The sequence below is a fragment of the Mycoplasma sp. 'Moose RK' genome, assembly GCF_015708155.1.
Taxonomy (GTDB): domain Bacteria; phylum Bacillota_I; class Bacilli_A; order Mycoplasmatales; family Metamycoplasmataceae; genus Mesomycoplasma.
In genome coordinates, this window is sequence record NZ_JADDYD010000001.1 from 614,375 (window position 1) to 635,869 (window position 21,495).

Below are 21,495 nucleotides of genomic sequence, written 5' to 3' on the forward strand. Positions count from 1 at the left end.
TTCTTAAAAAAGCATGAAAAATTCGCCTTTTTTCTACTTTTTTTGCCAAACAGCAAATCTTGGCTTACCATTAATGTCATTTTCAATTATAAAATCTGGAAAGTTTTTTTGAAAAAAATCGACACTTTGAAAATCAATTTCAAAGAAAATTCAGCCATTTTTTTTAAGAAAATCATTAGCTTTTTGCATGATTCTTTCATAATAAAAAAATGGTGTAGGCACAGCGAACAAAGCATTTTCAGGTTCAAAATTAAGAACTGAATCAGCTAGTTTTTGCGGTGCTAAATAAGGTGGATTTGAAATTATTATATCAAACTTTTGCAATGGAATATTCTCAAAAAGGTCAGATTTAATGACGTTTACTTGTAAATTATTATGTTTTGCATTTAATTTTGTTTGAATAATTGCCTCATTACTAATGTCACTCAAAGTGATTTTTGCATCAATAAATTTTGCAAGCGCAAGACCAATAAACCCTGAACCGCAGCACAAATCAAGGACAAAATCACCTTTTTTTATCACTTTTTTAACCTTCAAAATCAGTTCTTGAGTTTCATATCGTGGAATAAAAACCTTCAAATCAAGATAAATTCTAACGTTTTCCATCTCAATAAAACCAATGATTTTTTGTGCTGGATAACCAAGCTCAAGCTTCAAATTTTCCAAATTTGAAATTTCTAAAGGCAAATTATAGCGCTGTTTTTCCTTTAGAAGTGCAATTCTTGCACTATTTTGTACCATAATTTTGAGCCATCAACTCAACCTTTTCTTCTGCTAAAAGCCCATCAATTATTGGATTTAAAGCCCCCTGAATCACCGATTTTAGAGAACAAGAAAAACCAATTCGATGGTCAGTAACACGATCCTGAGGATAATTATAAGTGCGAATTTTTTCTGATCTTGCACCAGAACCAGCTAATTTACGAAAATTAGCTTGTTTTTCTTGTTGTTTTTGCAATTCAAGATTGTAAATCTTGGATTGCAAAATTTCCATGGCAATTTCCTTATTTCCAATTTGTGACCTTTCATCCTGCGAAGTAACAACAATTCCTGTTGGAATGTGGGTGATTCTAACTGCTGAATCTGTTGTGTTTACGGACTGGCCGCCGGCACCTGACGAGCGATAAGTATCAATCCTGAGATCAGTTGGGTTGATTACAATTTCAATTTTTTGATTAATTTTTGGCATAACCGTAACCGTTGCCGTTGAAGTATGAATTCGACCCATTGTTTCTGTTTCAGGAACTCGCTGAACCCGGTGAACACCGGATTCAAATTTCAGTTTTGAGTAAATATTTTTACCTGAAATTTGAAAAATAATTTGTGAAAAACCACCGGCAATTGCCAACGAAGAACTCAAAATTTTTGATTTTGCCTTTTCAGAATCAGCTCATTTTAAATACATTCTATAAAGATCACCCACAAAAATATTAGCTTCATCACCACCGGCGGCACCTCGAATTTCAATAATTACGTCTTTTTCGTCATTTTCATCTTTGGGAATCATCAAAACAAGAAGTTCTTTTTCAAGTTCTTCATTTTTTTTTGTTGCTGTGGTGATTTCAGATTTGGCTAGTTGAATTAATTCAGGATCTTTTTCTTGTTGCAAAAGTAATTTCATGTCCTTAATTGCTGTCTCATTTTGCAAAAATTGTTCAAAAACAGTGGCAATTTCAGCAATTGCTGAAATTTCACGAGAAATTTGTGTGTATTTTTTTTGATCAACTAAAATTTTTTCATCTAGCAAAAGTTTATTTAATTCCTGATATTGTTGGCGAATTTTTACTAGCGAATTATGCATTTGTTTTTCCATTTTGCTCCTGCAAAATTTTCATTTTACTCATTAAAATCAAGCTTTTTTCACTTTTTGGGTCAAAAAAATTAAATATCTTCAAAAACATTTTGTGAATTTTGGTTAAATTTAATTCACTTAGCAGAATGAGCCATTTTTTCAATTTCAACTGGGTTTTCAAGATCAAAAACTTTTTTTGAAACTGCATCCAAATCAGTTTCAATGTTCTGAGTCTGTGCAAGTCATTTTGCTAAAATTGTTGGATTTTTATCAATTTTAATTCCGATTGGATCAAATTGACCCACACCTTTTACCAAACCTTGTGTTGTTGGTGGAAAATACCCACCCCAAAAAATCCCTAAAACCTGGTTGTATTCATTGACAACCAAGGAGCCTGACATCCCATGACCACCTCGCAAACCAGGAAGCGAAATTCCATCAGCACCGTTGAAGTCTCTAATTTCTGAATTGTTTTTAAACTTGTTTTGTTTGACAATTTTTTCTGTTGTTATAAATGAATTTTTATCATCACTTTCCCAGGAATAACCGCCTAAAAAACCGCCTAAATAAGCATGTAATGGTAAAATTTTTTCATTTTCACGGGCATCAATTTTGTTTGATATCTTTGTAAAACTTGGTAAAAGTTTATTTGTAACTAAAAAATCAAGCGGATTTTCGTTGTAATAACGAATTGCATCAGGAATATTTTTGACAATTGATGTTGAAAGACCAAAGGGATCTTCAAAATCTAAAAACGGAATCCCTAAATTGAAGGGATTGTCAATTTTTTTGTCATTTGGAAAGGTAATTTCAATAATTGCAATGTCACGAAATTTACCATTTTCTGGCGAATTAAGACCAATTGGATTAACTTTCAAATCTTTTCAAAACTGTTTTGCTTCAGGTGTAATGTACTGAAATCCTTCCGGGGGCAAAAAATCTTTGTTTGATTCAGTTTTTGAAATTCTATCAAAACGACGAAAAAGATTGTTATTATCAAAACTAATTGCGTCAAGATTTTTAATATTTCCATCCAAAAGGTAAGAAAAAGAGTAAATTTGCTCTGGATTATTAATTAAATCAGCAACAACATGAAGATTTGTCGCCAAGTAATAAGTGTTTGTTGGTAAAAATTTACCAGGATTTTTTGGGTCTACTTTCAATTTACGGTCAAAAACTCAGGCAGTTCCAGATGTTATTTTTGTTGTGTTGCTCTGAGTTTTGCTATCAAAAGCATTGGAACGAAGTCTAATTACAATCGATCTTGCCCGTAAACCATCGTTGATTATTTCATTTTCAAAAACTCTTTGACCAAAATCAGCCACAATATTTTTGGTTGGTGCTTTTTCATCAAAAGGAACAAAAATTTTGTAAAAATCCTGAACTCAATTAGAAAAATAGAAGGAAACACCAGTTTTATCGACATTAAAATTAACTAGTGATGCAAATTGATAATTTAACTTGTCAAATTTTTTTAATTCTTCTGTGTTTCTAAAAAGTGTTTCATCAGTCATTGTTTTCTGAATTGCCTCACCAAAAAGTGGCCAAAGCAGTGAATCACTTGAAGAATTTAGACTGTCTGTGATATTTTTTAATTTTTGCGCAACTGTACTGTCAGATGATAATTTATATCAATTATCAAGGTATTCAAAGTTGATTTGGTCACGAAATTCCTTTTTTGCAAAGATTTTTTCGTAAGAATTAAAACCTTCAACTTTAATAATTTGACCGGGACTATAAGCCCCAAAAAGCAAATTTTTCTCTTTTGAATTAAGAATTACAAATAAATCACCTGTTTGATCATTGGAAAGTGAAGAAACAACCTTGATGTCAAAGTTTTTATGATTTAGACCGGAAAAATCGATGTATTTTTGCAAAAATTCGTTGTTATAACTTGGGTTTGTAAGAAAACTTGGTAAAAAATTGCTGTAATTTTCGCGTAATTTGAAACTTTTTGCTTCAGTTAATTTTTCTAAACCTTGAGTTGAACTAGGGTTGATTTTTAACTTGACAATTTTAGAAATAAAATTCTGAAATGAATCATGGTAAATTGACAAAATTACATCGATTTCATTAGTGCTTTTGTCATAAGAATTACCTAAAATTGTTCCTTTTATATAATAAAAAGGTTTCACTTTTAGGCGGTAAGGGTTTTTGGCGATATTTGCAAGCGAAGGCGCAGAAGAGTCCCGGTCAGGAACGTCAAATTGGTCAAAATTGTTTAATTTTTGAAAGTCCATTTTTTCAAAGTTACTTGGTAAATTGACAAAATCCCAAATATTTTTAGTACCAATTTGTTGCAAATCAAGATTTTGATTTCCATCTTTTAAAGTTAAATTTTTGATACTTGCAAATGCAGTTGCAATTCGATCCTTGTAGGCATAAATTCCCGTTTGAGTTGTCTCAAATCCCGTAATTACAAAGATTTTCGACTGAATAAATTCCTTGGAATCCTTATCAAAAGCATCAACTTTTACCTTGACAGAACCATAAAAATCATTGGCTGAATCAAAGATTGGAGTCACTTTTAGGTCAAATTTACCAATAAGATCAAAATTATCAACTCCGGGAATGAAGGTCCAAATAATTGAATTATTCAAAAAAGTTTCTTGTCTATTAGCATTTTTTCTGCCAATTGACTGATCAGGTTTGCCTTCAGGATTCAAAATGGCTATTTTTTGCAAAAATTCTGTTGCTTTAACAGTTGAGCTAATTTGGCGAACACGACCAGCAACAACTGAGTCTAGTGGCTTTCTCAGATTCAACTGCTGATCTCAAGGATTTTTGGACCCAATTTGTAAAGTCTCTCTAAGCTTTTCGGCCGCGCCTAATCAAGTACAAGAAACAACTAATCCCGGCGCAAACAACGCTGGGATTCCTCTTAAAAAAATTTTTTTAAACATTAAACTTCATTTTTTCATGATATAATTAATTATATTACAACAATCTAATTTTAATTTTTAAAATTTGGCTCATTGGTGGAATGGTAGACACGGCAGACTCAAAACCTGCTGCAGCGATGCGTATCGGTTCAAGTCCGATATGAGCCACCATTTATATAATTTACCCCTTTGGAATCTTTTCTTACAAAAGGATTCCAAAGGGGTTTTTTAAATTAAACAAAAAGAGTAGCAAAAATACTAAATATTTTTAGTAGCATCTTGATAAATTTGCTCAATTATTTCAATTGATTTAGCAAATTTAGCTTTTTCTTTATCATTCAAGGTGATTTCAACAATTCTTTCAATTCCTTTTGCACCTAAAACGACAGGAACTCCCACATTTGGACCTGAAAAACCGTATTCGCCACGAAGATTTGCACCAACGATTAAAATATTTTTGGAATCTTGAATAATGCTTTTGACAATTGTAGCAAGAGCAGCGCCAATTCCGTAAAAAGTTGCTTTTTTACGATTAATGATTTCATATGCCTTGCGTGAAATTGGAAATTCAAGCTCTTTTTCATAGTTTGAGCTATCAATTCCGGTTAGTTTGGTAAAATTACAAAAACATTCACCGGCAATTTTAATGTTTGAAAAAGCAACAAAAGAAGAATCACCATGTTCTCCCATCACAAAAGCTTGAACAGAATTTGGAGACACATTTGCCCGTTTTGCAATTTCAACTCGCAATCTGGCAGTATCCAAAACTGTCCCTGAACCAATCACTTTTTCATCAGAAAACCCTGAAGCTTCACGAAAAGCACGAGTAATAATGTCAACTGGATTTGAAGCAATAACTGTGATTCCGCTAAAGCCACTTTCTTTTATTTTAAAAGCAATTTCTCTAATAATTCGGATATTATCTGCAACTAATTGAAGCCGAGTTTCGCCATGTTTTTGTGGTCTTCCAGCAGTGATCACAATAAAATCAGTATCTTTTAAGTCGCTATATTCATAACGACGAACTGAAAAACATTGATTTAGTGAACCGGATGCATCCTCAAAATCAAGCGCATTTCCATCAGCAAAATCAGGATTTACATCAATAATACCATATTCAGAAGCAAGCCCTTGGTTCATAGCAGCATAAAGAAATGAATTTCCAACATTTCCAGCGCCAATTAGGGCAATTTTTATAGGTTTCATGTTTTTCCTTTCAGAAAGTTTTGATTTCTTATTTATATTAAGAATATTTTGTTTAAAATTTCTAATCTTTAAAAAGCTACTTTTCTATTTTTTTTATTTCTTTTAGACTTCGAACCTTTAGTAAATTCTTAAATTGAGTGTTTGGCTCTCTGAGAAAAACAAGACCAACAGAGGAAACAAGTGACAAAATGATAATTATTATGAAAGCGCCAAGTGCCAGACCATCCACTTTTGCAGTTGAAAGTGATTTTAAATCAACTCCTGGTGGGGAAAGAACCATTGAGGTCAAAATTGTGCCAATTGTAAAAGCGGTGTAACCAAGACCCCAAATTAGCCCAAATTGAAAACCAATTTTTTGTGGATTTGAATTTGGATATTCATGTGGTAAGTTCAAAATTACACCCTGAATTCCCCAAAGACAAACTCCCATTAAAAATCCAAAAATTAGAAAAATTCAAGTTCAACTATCGCTATAATTTTTTGCATTTGCAACATCTGTACCAATTTTTGTCACAAAAATAATTGCAGCAAAAATATAGAAAAAAACACCTAAAACAATTACAAAATTGATGAAACCGCGACGGCGGAGTTGAAATTTTGAAATCAATCCAACACTAAAAGGACCAACAAAAATTCCACAAAGAAATAAAATCAAAAATGTGTTAATCTTTTGGTTGAAAATTCCATTAGCGCCACCAATTAAGCGATCAAAAATAGGTTTTGAAAACAAAAATGGAAAGACAACGGCAACTAATCATGAACCATACAAAATTGTTCAATATCAAGTATCTTTTTGTTTCAAAAAACCTAGTAAAGTTGGTTTGGGTTCTTTGCTTTTTTGAGCAATTGCTGCAGAATAAAGGTCAAATTTTGTCCCAAAAATTAGGTAACCAATCAAAGGAATTAATGTCAAAAGACCAATTGCAAGAAAGACAATTTGCCAATTATCAACAAAAATTTTTAATGATTCTTCACCCAAAATCCCACTAAAGGGAAGTAAAGTAATAATTGTTCCAATTGGGTAAAAAAATGGTGAAAACTGTGAAATGACAGCTTTTTGGCGTTGATTCATGTAATTTGAGACAATCGGTTGAATAAAAACGATTTGCATTGTTCCACCAATAGCAAAAATTGTTCTTAAAATAACAAACCCAGCATATGTTGGTGAATAAGGTGCTGCAATTCCAAAAAGCATGAAAATTAATGATAAAATTACAGCATATTTATGTGATACTTTTACAATTAACCATCCAACTAAGACTGAGCCAATTCCACGACCAATTGTGATTCCCCAATTTACTGCTTGAGAGAACAACGGGGAGGGGGCGCTACTAGAATCAAAAAAATGACCTAAAATACCATTCACGCCAGCTTTTCCATTTAATCCGGCCGAAGCAAAACCCCAATTTACCACAAAAATTACATAAGCAAAAACAAGCAAGAATCAAAGAATAAAACCAGTAAAAAATGTAGGTTTCTTTTCATTGATGTTCTTTTTTGCAAAGTCCAAAATCAAATTTGTTTTCATACTATTTTAAACAAAATCCTTTTTAAACTTTAGATATTAGAAATTTAAAACAAGAGGATAAAGCCTCTAAATATAATTATATAACTTTTGATAAAAAATAAAAATTAGGTTTGAAAGTTGTTAAATTAGTAGAAAAATTCAGAAAATTAGTTTTTCAATGATTATAAGACAAACTCTATTTTTATTTTTTCTAACATGTTCATTTTTAAAAAATTCTGAAGAATTGATTTAACTTATATAAAAACTTGGAGTTTTATATGATAAACTAATTTGAAGTCTTGAGTTGCTCTATATTATTTAATAAATGAATTTTTTTGATGGTTAACAGTTGTATTTTTGAAATTTTGACCTTCAATATTAATTAATTCTCGCTGTAAAATCGCATAAAGCTTTCTTTTCTAAGTTCTTCAATAACTATTGCAGGATCAATCCCATATCTTCTGAGAACATTTTTCCATTATTTCTTGATAAATTTCATGGTTATTTTCAGAAAAATCGCTGATTGTGTACTTCTTTTTTGGTTTGCGAGTAAATTTATTGTTACCACAGGTACTTATTAGGCTTTTCATATCATTATTGAAAAGCATTTGTTACCAATTTCGTATTAAATTATTTCCATACACATGAAAATTGATTATTTTTGTGCGATTTTGCTGTTTGATTTGCTTTTATAAATTTCTCTAAATTCTTCTGTAAAATGCAAAATTGCTGTTTTTGACCCCTTAGATTCAGCAATTTTGATGTATTTAATTTCCTGTTCAACTGTAAATTTATACTGTTTAATTTTGACACACTTTCTTGATGTGTCTGAAATTAATGTACTAATTTGCATTATGCTCATCAAAAATATTTTTTGATACATCAGTTAATTTCTCAATTTTTTTTGCAACTTTTTCAATCTTATATTCTTCAACATCTTTAATTAAATTAATAATGGAAACATTGATAATTTTTTCAAGATTCTCAGTAATTTCTCTTGCATGTTCAGTAATTTTTTTGCTTGATTTTAAACAAATTTCAGATTCTTTCTTGATTTTATTTGCTGCTTTAATTATTTTTTTTTCTTTTCATTCATTAAATTTTAAAATAATTTCGTTTTTTTCATCAAAATTTTTAGTTCTTGATAACAATTGTAGTGACAAATACTTTTCCTTAAGAATAAAAGATTTTAGTAGCGCCAAAAGTGTAAGAAAATATTGAGGCCGACACATAAAAATTTTGGGATATTTTTGCACAACTTCAACAGTAATTGAAGTTTCATCTTCAAGTTCAGTAACTAAAATTGCATACTCAGCTTTCTTTTTATTGCGATCATTTTCAAGTTTTTTAAAAAAACTAGCATTCTTTTGAGAACCTGTTTTTTGACTAGACTCAGATTTTGCCTCAATAACAATTCTTTTGCTATCCTTAATTTCTTTTTTATCTATAATTTCAAAAACAAAATCAGTTTTGGTTCCACCACCTTCACCAACAACAACATCATTATCTTTTCTTAAATCCATACTAAAATTTTCATTTTCATCACCCAAATTTGGGAAAAAAGTTCTGTATTGATTAAGAATTCATTTTTCAAGATCCTCACCAATTTGCTTTGAATTATACCTATTTACGCGTTCTACTTGAATACGATAGGCCTCTTTTTCATCTTCTAATTTTTTAATTTCTTTATCTTTGTCTTCAAGTTTTTCCTTATTTTGTTTCTCCAATAGCTCTATCTTTTCATTTTTATTCTTTTCAGCATTATCCTCTGCTTTTTTTATTTCTTCCTTAATTTTTCGATTTCAATTTTCTTCAATTTCATCTTTTTTCTTAGCTAATTCTTCTTGAACTTTTCTGAATACTTTATCATTAAGATTTTCTTTTAGATTTTTTATTTCGTTTTTCAAATTATTAATTTCAATATCTGATTTATTTATTTTTTCGGAATTTTCTTGCCGTAAATTTGATACTTTTTTATTAAATTCATTTTCATTTTTACGAATATCGTCTTGTAATTTTTTATTCTCTTCTTTTAATTCTCTAATTTTAGGATCATGCTCAAGAATATTATTACGAATTCTTTCCTCATTATCAGCTTCTCTTTCTTTTACTCGCGAATCAATATAAGATTCAACATCTCCAATTATTGAGAATCAATCTCCCTTTTTTGCATCCTCTAAAAGTTCATATTTCAATCTGTCTCTATCAACTATTTTGATAGAAACAGATTTTTTAGTATTAAAATTGTTTTCCATAATTTAACAAATTGTAACATTTTGTGAAAGATTTTAGTAATAATTGCCCTTTTTGTGTTCGAATAATCTTGTTTTTTCTTTAAATTGTGGTAAAATTATTTTTTATAAGAATTTTTTGCATGTTGAAAATGTTTCTTGTCTAAACTAATGTTTTTAATTTGAAATTGGCAATAATATATGAAAAATAAAAAAACAAAGCAGTACCATTTTGCAGATTGGGATGAATTTATTAATGAATTAGAAATAAGTACAAATTCTAATTCTAATTTTCAATTTCATTCTTTTGATGATGAAGAAATTTTTTTTGATTTTCATGGTTTTGATTCACTAAAGACAGCAAGTATTATCGAAAATTTAATTTTTCAGTTAAATTCTTCAGCAACAAAATGTCTTAGTTTAATTTCTGGAATTGGTATGGGTGTTGTCCGTGAGCAAATTTTGTCAAATTTAGACCATTATATGGGCCAATTTGATCTTGATTTGAGAAATCCAGGAATTGTTCGTGTTTGCAAAAAATAAAAATTAATACTTTTTGATAAAATTTTGTTAAAATTATTAGTTATTTATAATTAAACTTTTCTTAATTATAAATTGCCTAAGACTTGCTTGTTTTGCTTTTTTTCTTTTTGAAAATAATAAAAAGAAAAGCGTTTTTAGTGACTTTTTGCAAAATTTTCACTATTTTTAAATAATAAAATATTAAAAATGACAGGAAAATTATGTCAACAACTGTTAATCCAACTCGTTTTTTTGGCCTTGGTGGGATGCAAGAAATTGGAAAATCAACCCTAGTTATCGAAGATGATAATGACATTGTTATCATTGATGCTGGAATAAAATTTGCCAATCTTTTTTCAACTGGGATTAAAGGAATGGTGCCAAATTACCAATATTTACAGGAAAATCAGGCAAAAATTCGTGGACTTTTTATAACTCACGGACATGAAGATCACATTGGTGGTATTATTTATTTGGTTCAAGAAGTTGATATCAAAAAGATTTTTGCCCCAAAAATTGCCATTGAATATTTAAAAGCAAAATTTGAGGATCAAAAAATTAAACCCAAAGTTCAATTTGTCGAAATTGTCAAGGATGAAATTCACTGTTTTAACACATTGACAGTTGATTTTTGGACTGCACAACACTCAATTCCTGACGCTTTTGGGGTTCGAGTCACTTCAAAACATGGTTCGATAATGTGTACAGGTGACTTTCGTTTTGATTACACACCAATTGGAAATTACACTGATTTTGAAAGACTAAAGCAAATTGGTAAGCAAAATTTGACAGTATTATTTTCTGATTCAACAAATGCAATGCGGCCAAATCACTCACCGTCAGAACGTGACATTTTGGCTGACATTGAAATGCACATGCGTGCTGCGACAAGAAAAATTATCATCACTGCTTTTGCATCAAATTTAACGCGAATTAAGGCTCTAATTGAAATTGGGATTAAATTAGAAAAAAAAATTCTTGTTTTTGGCCGTTCAATGGTCAATGGAATTAATATTGGCCGTCGTTCAGGTTACATTAATGTTCCTGATGATGTTTTTTTGGGCAAAAATTTAACTGGAATTGATGAAAATCAGATGTTAATTTTAACAACCGGATCTCAGGGTGAACAGCTTGCAGCTCTTGACAGAATGTCAAATAAAAAACACCCAAAAATCAATATTGAGCCACGTGACATGATTATTTTTTCTTCTTCGCCAATTCCGGGAAACAAAATTAAAATCGAGCATTTAATTAATCGACTTTACAAATTACAAGCAATAATCAAGGAAAATGGGCCAGATGGCTATTTACACACTTCCGGACATGCTTATAAAGCAGAACATGAAAAAATTTTTCAACTAACAAAACCAAAGTATTTTTTTCCTTACCATGGTGAATATCGAATGTGCGTTTCACATGCACAAACCGCGATTGAGTCGGGTATAAATACTAAAAATATTTTCATCCCGGAAAATGGCCAAGTTTTTGAAATGATTGATGAAGAAATTTATCAAACAAACAAAAAAATTCCTTGTGAACCGATTTATATTGATGGTGAAACGATATCACGTGATAATTCAAAAATTATCAATGATCGACAAAGCCTGCGAGAAAATGGTTTTGTTTTTGTACTAATTCCTGTTGATAAGGCCAAGAATTTAATTGCTGGAAGAATTTCAATTGTCACAAAAGGCGTTTTTACACTTCGAACTGGCAACCAAATTATTGCTGAAATTAGGCGACTTGTTTTCTCATCAATCAAATATTATTTTTTAAATCGACAAAAATGGTCGCCACCGCAAATTAAACAGTTGGTAAAAAATCGCCTTAGTTCTTATTTTTATCGAACAAAACGTTGAAAACCAGTAATTTTGTCAAAAATTGTTTGTGTGGATCAAAAAGTTGATTTTATTATTGAACATCAGGAAAAATTTGGCGAAAAAAATCAGTCTAGAATTACACAGAAAAATGAAAATGAATCTAATTTCCAAGAAAAAAACCTTGAAAAAATAGCGATTTTTTCTAAAAATAGTGACAGAATTGAAGTTAAAAATTCTTTTGAAACAGGAACGAAATTTTTTGCAAAGAAAATAAAAGGTGAAAAACAGGATCAATTTAGCAAACCAAATTTAGTAAAATCGGAGCAAAATTCGCCTAATTATATTCAAAAAACAAGAAAAAACTTAGATTCATTGCAAAAAAACTTTGAGTATAAGAATAAAAATCAAAGAAAAATGCAAGAAAAAAGGGTGAATTTTCAAAGCATAAATCCTAAAAATTTCGGAAATAATCTTGTAAAAACACAAAAAACTGATTTTTCAAATAGTTTTTATTCAAAAAGACAGATAAAAATTTCGGAAAATTTGCAGAAAATGGAATTGCAGAATAAAAATTTGGAAAAAGAATACAGACCAAAACAAGATTCAAGGATTTTAAAAAATCCACGAAAAACTTATCAAAATCGACCTAATTTTGCTCAAAATGAGCAAAAAAATTCACAAGAGCGAAAAACTAATTTTGATAAGAAAACTAATAAATAATTTAGATAAATTTAAATATTTCATAAAAAGCTATTAAATTTTTAACTATGACAAAAAAAGACACACATAATTTTATTTACATTCAGGGCGCACGCGAAAATAATTTAAAGAACATTGATCTTGTAATTCCTAAAAATAAATTAGTCGTTTTTACGGGACTTTCAGGTTCAGGAAAATCTTCACTTGCCTTCAGTACAATTTATGAAGAAGGAAAACGCCGCTATATTGATTCGCTTAGTTCTTATGCTCGACAGTTTTTGGGTGGAACAAAAAAACCAAAAGTTGATGCAATTTATGGACTTTTGCCTACAATTGCAGTTGAACAAAAAACAAGTCATAACAATCCACGCTCGACAGTTGGAACAATTACAGAAATTTATGATTATTTTCGTCTTCTTTTTGCAAAAATTGGTAAACCAGTTTGCCCAAATCATAAAGTTGAAATTGAAGCTCAGAAAATTGTAGCAATTCTGTCAGCAATTCTTGCAAAGCCTGAAAAAACTAAATTAGTAATCTTGGCTCCTGTTGTCAAAATGGAGAAAGGGAGTCACCGCAATTTGATTGAAAGCCTTAAAAATCAAGGTTTTGTACGACTCAAAATTGATGGTAATTTTTATTATCTTACTGATGAAATTGATCTTGATCCTAAGCAAAAACACACAATTTCTGTTGTTATTGACCGTTTTTTGTTAGAAAAAGAGGACGCAAATCGCTTACAGTCCGCACTTGAACTTGCTTTTGAATTAGGAAAGGGGATTGTACTTTGCGAATTTAATGAAAAAGAAACAGTACGATTTTCGCAATTATTGGCTTGTCCATTGGGAGATTTTGAAATGCCAAACCTTGAAAATCGCTTATTTTCTTTTAATTCACCCCATGGTATGTGTGAAACTTGCAAAGGTCTTGGTGTAAATATTGAGCCAGATTTTGATTTAGTTGTGCCTGATAAAAATTTGACAATTAATCAAGGCGCATTAAAATATTTTGGAAAACCGCCGAATACAAAATCACTGGAATGACAAGAATTTAAAATTTTACTTGATTTTTTTGAGGTTCCAATGGACCAAAAAATCAGTCAAATGACTAAAAAACAACTGGAAATTGTTAAAAATGGTGCAAAAGAATCAATAAATTACTGATTAATTTCAGAAAGTGGCAAACGCTACGACTATTTTCGCCCGATTGAAGGTGTTCTAAATCGGATTAAGCGCAAATATTGGGAAACTAGTAGTGAAGAAATGAGACTTTGATTTAAAAAAATGATGTCTGAATTTCCTTGCAGCGCTTGCAAAGGAGCGCGTCTAAACAATTATAGTTTGGCAGTTCTAATTGAAAATTACAACATTTTTCAGTTAAGCCAACTTTCAATTAAGGATTTAATTAATTTTTTTGAAAATTTAAAATTACCTGATTTTGATCTTAAGGTTTCTCAATTAATCATGTCAGAAATCAAGTCAAGACTGTCCTTTTTAGCTAATGTTGGACTTGAATATTTAACCTTAAGCCGCTCAGCAGCAACACTTTCTGGAGGTGAATCGCAACGAATTCGCCTTGCTAGCCAGGTCGGTTCCCAATTAACCGGGGTTCTTTATGTTCTTGATGAACCCTCGATTGGACTTCACCAAAAGGACAATGATAAATTAATTAGAACTTTAAAAAAAATGGTTGAGATTGGAAACAGTTTAATTGTTGTTGAACATGATTTTGAAACAATTTTAGCTGCTGATTTTCTTGTTGATATTGGCCCAAAGGCTGGTGAAGACGGTGGTTTTCTTGTTGCTGCAGGTTCAATTTCGGATATTGAAAACGAACCAAAATCGATTACTGGACAATTTTTAACCGGAAAATTAAAAATTCCAGTTCCAAAAAAACGTCGTCCTGGCAATGGGCAATTTATCATTTTGGAAAAAGCTGAAGAAAATAATTTAAAAAAAATTAGCGTTAACTTTCCACTAGGCAAATTTGTGGTTGTTAGCGGAGTTTCTGGTTCAGGAAAATCAACTTTAGTTAACCAAATTCTGGTGAAGGCTGTTGCAAAAAATCTAAATTTAACAAACACGAGGATAGGGAAACACGCTGAAATTAGAGGTCTTTTTAATATAGATAAATTAGTTGCTATTAATCAAAGTCCAATTGGAAGAACGCCGCGTTCAAACCCAGCAACTTACACTTCTGTTTTTGATGATATTCGTGATATTTTTGCCAACACGGAACAGGCGCGTGCGCTTGGATTTTCTAAATCAAAATTTTCCTTTAATTTAGCCAGCGGTCGCTGTGATAAGTGCCAAGGTGATGGGCAAATTAAAATTGAAATGCACTTTATGCCGGACATTTATGTTTTGTGCGATCATTGTCAGGGAAAAAGATACAAACCAGACGTGCTTCAAATAAAATTTCATGGAAAATCAATTGCTGATGTACTTGATTTAACAGTGGCATCAGCACTAGAATTTTTCCAAAACTGGCCAAAAATTGTTGCAAAATTGCAAGCGCTTTTTGATGTTGGTCTTGGCTACATCAAACTTGGTCAATCAGCAACAACTTTGTCTGGTGGTGAGGCTCAACGAGTAAAATTAGCAACTTTTTTGCAAAAAAAACCAACAGGAAGGTCACTTTTTGTCCTTGATGAACCAACAACAGGTCTTCACAATTACGATGTCGCCAATTTAATTAAAGTTTTAAACAGAATTGTTGACAATGGGGACAGTGTGATTGTAATTGAGCACAATCTTGATGTGATAAAAGTGGCTGATTACATTATAGACTTAGGCCCTGATGGTGGTGAATTGGGCGGAGAAATTGTAGCTAAAGGGACTCCGGAAGCTATTGCAAAAGTAAAAAATTCGTACACTGGCCAATATTTAAAGACTATTTTAAACATTAAATAGTGAAAATTAAATATTTTAAAACAAAATTTTCACAAAAAAACCACCAAATTAAATTTGGTGGTACAGTTTTTTGCTTTAACTACAACTGCAAAGTCAAGTTCAACCCGTTTGAGCAGCCCGGGCCGCTGGCCAAAGCTTATGTACCTTTTTCTGGTAGCTCAAGTAAAATTATAACATTTTTTTGATTTTTCGCAAAAAACTTTTCACAGCAAATTAGTATATTAATTTCAGACACATCAAGAAAGGGTGTGTCAAAATGAAACAATATAAATTCACAGTTGAACAGAAAATTAAATACACCAAAATCGCTGAATCTCAAGGGCAAAAAACAACAATTTTGCATTTTGCGGAAGAATTTAGAGAAATTTAAAAAGCAAATCAAACAGCAAAATCGCACAAAAATAGAAAGCTTTATGCGATTTTACAGCGAGAATTAATTAATATTGAAGGTTAAAATTTCGAAAATACAACCGTTAACCATCAAAAAAATTCATTTATTAAATAATATAGAGCAACTCAAGCTTTCACAAAGTAGTTTATCATATAAAACTCCAAGTTTTTATATAAGTTAAATCAATTCTTCAGAATTTTTTAAAAATGAACATGTTAGAAAAAATAAAAATAGAGTTTGTCTTAAAATCATTGAAAAAACTAATTGTCTGAATTTTTTCTACTAATTTATTACTTTTTTTTTTTTTTTTAGTTTTTTATTCTAATTTTTTAATTTTAAAACTGCTGATTCAATTTAAAATAATCCTCAGGATCAATAAGCCTAAAAAAGGGAGTTAATTTCCCATTTTTCAATTTTTTGCCTCTATACAAACCAACAAGTTTATTTTTGAAAAATAACGAAGAACCCGAAGAACCTTAAGTGTAGTCAATGTTTTTAACAAAAACATTTTCCTTATCTAATTTAGCTATTTTGTCATTCAAATAAAATAGTATTTTCGATGTTTTAAGTTTAAAATTCTCATTTAAAAGCGTAAGAAAACCTAAGCTAAATAAACTATTTTTTGTGTTTGCAAAATCTTTTAGAACTTCAAAATCAATGGAAGCTGAAATTGTCAAGGACAAGAAATTTTTTGCACGCAAAGAAAAAACTATGATATCTTTTTCTTTATTTTCATATTCGACTCTAAATTTTGATTTTGATTTAATTTGATTTCTGAGTTTTTCGCACTAAATTGTTGCCAAAAAATGTCAAAAATTTGCTGTTTTATTTTTTAGTGAATTTAATGAATAATAAGTGCTAACAAAATCAAATTATTATCAGTCTTTTTTTAACAAAGTTGCGGTAAATCTGGTTAAATTTATTTTGTTTTCTTTTACTGTAGAATTAAAAACATTGTTTTCAATTTTCGATAATTCAGATTTGCTAATTATGATGTTTTTGCAAGAAACAAACAACAGCCAAGGGCTTATAATACTGAAATAACTGGTAAAAACAGCGATTTTTCTGAACAATTTCATATTTTTATAAATTCTTTTATATCTGTGCTATAACTCCAAATTATATAATTTTTGTACAAACTAGAAAGGAACAATCATGAAAGCTTTACTTATAAAATCAAATAAATTTAATTTTTTTCTTCAGCACTAATATTTTCAACATTGGCGAGCCCGTTTTACTTACTCCTATTGCGCTAGTTCAACAAAAACAAATTGTCCCGGAAATTTGAAAAAGTTAGAATTTGTGCAAATTATCTCTATTATTACAATTTGTATTACAATGCATAGAATGGATTATTTTTCAAGTATGAATGTTTAAAAAGGCTGAAATATGGTTAATTTATTTAATCTAAAAAAGAAAAAAAATTTAATAACGAAAATGTTGTAAAATTTATACTTGTCTTTTTATTATCAATCGTTAAAACAATACTTTTTATTGGGTTTACCTTTTTATATAGTTTTATCGAAAACAAAGAGAGTCTAGATTTAAGAAATAATTTTGAATCATAAGAAAAACAAAACTATTTTAGTTTAGTCTGTTTTTTAAAAGAGGCTTTGAATATTCACAAATTTTAACAGCTTACAAAAAATCTTTGTGGTAAAATCAAATTAATTCAAAGGTAGTCGCAAATTTACCAGCTCACGTTTTTTAAAACATTTGTGAATTCCAAAAAGTGAAAAAATTTAGGAATAATCAACTAATTTTTCACTGCAAATATGCCATTTTCATAGTGATTTTGATTTAAAATCAAACCAAAATGGCGCAATACATATAAAAAACAAGACCTTTTCGAAGCAAAAGGTCTTGTTTTTTATATGTTAAATTTTAAGTTAATTTTCAAACAACTGGAAATTCAATCAAACTTGATGAAACAACTGAAGTGGCAACAGCTAGTTTATTAGGTGAAATAGCTTTGACAAGCTTTAGAATTTCATCTAATTTAGTAGGGTCAAAACCTTTAAGAACATCAAGTTGAGTTTTAAGACCGTTGACATCAAGTTGCACAAATTTGTCTAAACCTTCTTGAAATTTTTTGATTTGCACCGAGTCAAGGTTATTTAATGCATTCTGAATTTCAGTGACTGTTTTGGTGATTTTATCAATTTGAAAGCCATTAATTTGCCTTTTAAACACAAAATATAATGTTGCGCCAACTATTCCAACGAAAATGATATTTCCAAAAATGACTGATAAAATTGTGATTAAAAACATGCCAGTTTTTGACACTAATCCTCCTTAATGATTAAAAAAAATGTCAATTTATTTTGAATTTTTAGTGGAGGTTTTGTTAGAAGACTTTTTGCTTTTCTCAGTTGAGTTTGTTTTCTGATTTTTGCTAGTTGCTTTTTTTTCTTCTTTAACAGTTTTTTGGCTTAATTCTAGTGTATTAAATTCAATTAATTTGTCAATTACTTTTCTATTTGTAATACTAATTTGCAATTCGCTAATTGGAAGTGTTTGCTCCAATTCGCGAAACGATTTTCCGGTAATTTTTTCCATTTTTTCAATTTGCTCATTAATGTCTTCTTGCGTTGGCGCAAGCGCTTCTAATTTGGCAATTTCGGCAAAAACAAAGGAATTTTTCAACAATTTTCTTGCCTCAGCATCCAATTGAGCATAAATATCATCTGGAGTAAATTTAGTAATTCTATAATATTCTTCAAGCGAAAAGCCTTGTTCTTTTAAGGTGTTGGTGAAATTTTCGTTCAAGCGGTAAATTTCACTATTTATCAATTTGCTAGCAAGTGGAATTTCTACTTGCGCTGTTATTTCTGCAAGTGCGTCTTTTTGAAACTCAAGCCGTACTCGTTCAATATTTTCCCTTCTTACTAAATCAGTCATGTAAATTTCAAGCTGACTAATTGAGTTAACCTCCGGAATTTTCAGCGAAGCAACAAAATCATTTGTTAAATTTGCAGGATGATTTTCCTTGATTTTGTTAATTTTCACCAAAAACCTTGCCTGCTTATTTGCATAAGCAGGCACATGGTAGTCAGCCGGAAAAGTGACATTAATATTTGCTTCCTTTTTGATTTCAAGACCAACAAGTTGTTCTTCAAAACCTTTAATGAAACTATTTGAGCCAACACGGAGTACAAAATCCTCGGCTTCACCGCCCTCAAAAGGAACATCATCAATGAAGCCTTTGAAGTCAAAATTAATGACATCACCCATTTTGATAGGGCGCTTAACTTCAACAAATTCACCTTTGGATTCTAATAATTTTTTCATTTCAAGGTCAAGATCAGCTTTTGTTATTTCCTTGACACTGAATTTAGTTTTAAGATTTTTGTAATCTGGAAGTTTGATTTCTGGATATGTTGGATAAAGAAATTCAATTTCCAAATTTTTCGGATCAATGTTAATGACATTAAAAACTGGAGATTCAATCACATTATCAGTATCCATTACATTTGTAAATGCTAATTTTTCAAGTTCAGGAACATACAATCTAAGTGCTAGCTCAAAAACTGAATCTTGGTTAATGAATGGACGCGCTTTTTCTAACGGAACTTTCCCCTTACGAAATCCTTTAAGAGAAATTTTTGCTGCCTGCCTTAATTCGGCTTTTGCATAAAATTCAGCTCACTGCTCTGGATTTGCAACTAATCTAATTTTTAATTCGGCGCTTTGCGGTAGTAATTCACGAGTGATCATTGACATTAAACCTCCATTTTCATAACATCTTTAAAATAAATATACATATAATTATAGAGTAAATTTTCAAAGTTGTATTTGAAAAAACTAAAAAATATTTTTCAACTTAAAATGAGATCCAGTTTCAATTGGGAAAAATACTAAAAATACGTGCTTAAATCATCAAAAGTTTGGTTTTTTGGCTTTTTGGTTTTAATCTAAAAAAGCAAAAATTCCATGTTAAATTTTAGGTTTTTTAACTATTAGAAAAATCAAGAAAGAAAAATTAAGTCAATTTTTCAGAGGTTTTTTGTGATCTAGAGTATATTTTTTTGCACATAAGGTGGAAAAATTTAGGAAAAATAAGCCAATTTTTGCTCCAAAAACTGGTTAATCAAAGGTTTTAATTAGCAAATAACAAAGGGGGTTTCATATAAAGAATTGACCAAATTTTCCAATTTTTAATCAAAAATGCTTAAAAATTGGAAATTATAAAAAGTCACTAGATTCAGGTCTTATTTAAATTCTGTTTTAGCTTGAAAAATAAAAATTTCAAGTTAAAAAATCTAATCCGAAATTGTTCCGGGCCTTATTTCGTTGATTTTTTCGCCCGCAAATTTAATACATGCTTCAATAATTTCTGCCCGAGTTCCTGAGAAATTTAGTTCCCAGACTTTTTCATTCAAAGCAACGAAAACCTGACCTAATTTACCATCTTGAATTTTTGGACCTGCATTACCAGTGAAGCTAATGACATATTTTGTTTTGAAAAATTCTCTGCCAAATTCAGCCATTTTCAAAGCGGTTTTAGCATTTGTGACTCCGTTTTTTGTGTCAATTCCCAACTGATTTTTAATTTGATTTTGGTAGCAAATAAGTCCGCCAGCAAAAAAAGCACTTGCGCCGCTTTTTTCTACAACTTTTGCCGCAAAAGCGCCACCAGTTAGCGACTCAACAGTTGCTAAGCTAAAAGGTTTTTGTGCAAAAAGTCAATCTTTTTTACTAAAAAATTGACTTTTTGCACAAAAATTGCACTTAAATTCAATTTTTCCAAAATTTTTGATTAAATCGTCAATTTCGTTCTCACTCAACATTTTTAATGTTGAATCCAAATTTTTTTCAGTACACTTGCAAAAATAAGTTCAATTTTGTGAATCAATTAACTGATAATTTTCAAAAAAACTCATAAAATCAGTGATTTTTTTATTTTTAAATAACTTTTTGATTTCTTCCCTATCTTCTTGAGAATGGTTTGGCAAAAATTGAACAATAACTGATTGCGCCTTGGTTACTTTCAGATTTTTATCAAGATTTATCAAATTTTTTACAATTGATTTTATTTGCTGTGACTGATCAAAAAAATATACTAAATCTGTGGAAAAATCGCCTTTTTGCAATGAAATTTGGCTTTCATAGTTAGTTTTTTGATTCAAATATATGATTTTTAAAAAACCTGAATTACCAACAAACATACTAATTATCTTGTTTAGTGGCAATTTAAAAAAATCATCTGCAACTAATTTTAGGTCATTTGCATCAAAACTAGCTCGAATTTGGCCCTGATTATTAGTCTCAATTGTCATTGAATTCAAATTTCCCGAGGAAATTTTAATCAAAAAACCACCATTTTTTTTCTTAATTAGTCGCGAAAGTGGCGAAAAAACACTAATTCCTGCTGCCAAAATAAGTGACTGGATATTTTCAAGATCATGAATTTTGATTGCCTCATTGACAATTTCAGTCATTTCCGAAACTATAATTAAAATATTTTTTTTAAAAAAAACTTTTGAATGTGAAGCCATTTTTGTCATTTTTGCCATTTTACCTTAAATAAAAATGT

General features: G+C 30.1%; 13 protein-coding genes and 1 tRNA gene. 4 read left to right on the forward strand and 10 right to left on the reverse strand.

Translation table 4 applies throughout. From position 1 onward, the window contains the following. Nucleotides 1–33 precede the first annotated feature (33 nt). The 3 genes from IM807_RS02270 to IM807_RS04345 all read right to left on the reverse strand — a co-directional run bounded on the left by IM807_RS02270 (nt 34) and on the right by IM807_RS04345 (nt 4,695). Nucleotides 34–741: a peptide chain release factor N(5)-glutamine methyltransferase gene (locus IM807_RS02270; RefSeq protein WP_196362937.1), complete on the reverse strand. Its 708-nt coding sequence runs from the start codon at nt 739–741 to the stop codon at nt 34–36. Continuing rightward, nucleotides 728–1,813 (reverse strand): peptide chain release factor 1, encoded by a 1,086-nt coding sequence (prfA, locus tag IM807_RS02275; RefSeq protein ID WP_196362938.1) that lies wholly within the window; start codon nt 1,811–1,813, stop codon nt 728–730. The genes IM807_RS02270 and prfA overlap by 14 nt, the downstream gene beginning before the upstream one ends. Nucleotides 1,814–1,881: 68 nt before the next feature. After that, nucleotides 1,882–4,695, reverse strand: coding sequence for a DUF31 family putative serine protease (locus tag IM807_RS04345; RefSeq protein ID WP_308699290.1), 2,814 nt, complete (start codon nt 4,693–4,695; stop codon nt 1,882–1,884). A gap of 66 nt (nt 4,696–4,761) precedes the next feature. On the opposite strand from IM807_RS04345, the gene IM807_RS02285 reads away from it, so the two are divergent. Further along, nucleotides 4,762–4,845 (forward strand) — tRNA-Leu (locus IM807_RS02285). Nucleotides 4,846–4,932: 87 nt separating this feature from the next. On the opposite strand, the gene IM807_RS02290 is transcribed toward IM807_RS02285, so the two are convergent. From IM807_RS02290 to IM807_RS02305, 4 genes are all read right to left on the reverse strand, one after another. After that, nucleotides 4,933–5,880, reverse strand: coding sequence for an L-lactate dehydrogenase (locus IM807_RS02290; RefSeq protein WP_196362940.1), 948 nt, complete (start codon nt 5,878–5,880; stop codon nt 4,933–4,935). A 76-nt stretch (nt 5,881–5,956) separates the two neighbouring features. Further along, a complete protein-coding gene (locus IM807_RS02295) occupies nt 5,957–7,408 on the reverse strand; it encodes a hexose phosphate transporter (RefSeq protein WP_196362941.1) in 1,452 nt (483 codons plus the stop codon). Nucleotides 7,409–8,042: 634 nt separating this feature from the next. Then, complete coding sequence (locus IM807_RS02300; RefSeq protein WP_196362942.1) at nt 8,043–8,240, reverse strand: hypothetical protein; 198 nt, start codon at nt 8,238–8,240, stop codon at nt 8,043–8,045. Then, nucleotides 8,230–9,642, reverse strand: a complete 1,413-nt coding sequence (locus IM807_RS02305; RefSeq protein WP_196362943.1) for a DUF2130 domain-containing protein — start codon at nt 9,640–9,642, stop codon at nt 8,230–8,232. Before IM807_RS02305 ends, IM807_RS02300 begins: the two co-directional genes overlap by 11 nt. Nucleotides 9,643–9,819: 177 nt before the next feature. On the opposite strand from IM807_RS02305, the gene IM807_RS02310 reads away from it, so the two are divergent. From IM807_RS02310 to uvrA, 3 genes are all read left to right on the forward strand, one after another. Continuing rightward, a complete protein-coding gene (locus IM807_RS02310; RefSeq protein ID WP_196362944.1) occupies nt 9,820–10,161 on the forward strand; it encodes a hypothetical protein in 342 nt (113 codons plus the stop codon). 200 nt (nt 10,162–10,361) lie between these two features. Further along, the gene (locus IM807_RS02315; RefSeq protein WP_196362945.1) at nt 10,362–12,680 is read left to right on the forward strand and encodes a ribonuclease J; all 2,319 of its coding nucleotides are present in this window, start codon (nt 10,362–10,364) and stop codon (nt 12,678–12,680) included. 47 nt (nt 12,681–12,727) lie between these two features. Then, complete coding sequence (gene uvrA, locus IM807_RS02320; protein WP_196362946.1) at nt 12,728–15,568, forward strand: excinuclease ABC subunit UvrA; 2,841 nt, start codon at nt 12,728–12,730, stop codon at nt 15,566–15,568. 2,275 nt (nt 15,569–17,843) lie between these two features. Here the strand turns inward: uvrA and IM807_RS02325 are convergent. The 3 genes from IM807_RS02325 to IM807_RS04350 form a co-directional block, all read right to left on the reverse strand. Then, a complete protein-coding gene (locus IM807_RS02325) occupies nt 17,844–18,245 on the reverse strand; it encodes a hypothetical protein (protein WP_230861169.1) in 402 nt (133 codons plus the stop codon). A gap of 33 nt (nt 18,246–18,278) precedes the next feature. Further along, complete coding sequence (gene tig / locus IM807_RS02330; RefSeq protein ID WP_374958960.1) at nt 18,279–19,682, reverse strand: trigger factor; 1,404 nt, start codon at nt 19,680–19,682, stop codon at nt 18,279–18,281. Between the two features lie 539 nt (nt 19,683–20,221). Next, the gene (locus IM807_RS04350) at nt 20,222–21,475 is read right to left on the reverse strand and encodes an Hsp33 family molecular chaperone HslO (RefSeq protein ID WP_308699291.1); all 1,254 of its coding nucleotides are present in this window, start codon (nt 21,473–21,475) and stop codon (nt 20,222–20,224) included. Between the last annotated feature and the right edge of the window lie 20 nt (nt 21,476–21,495).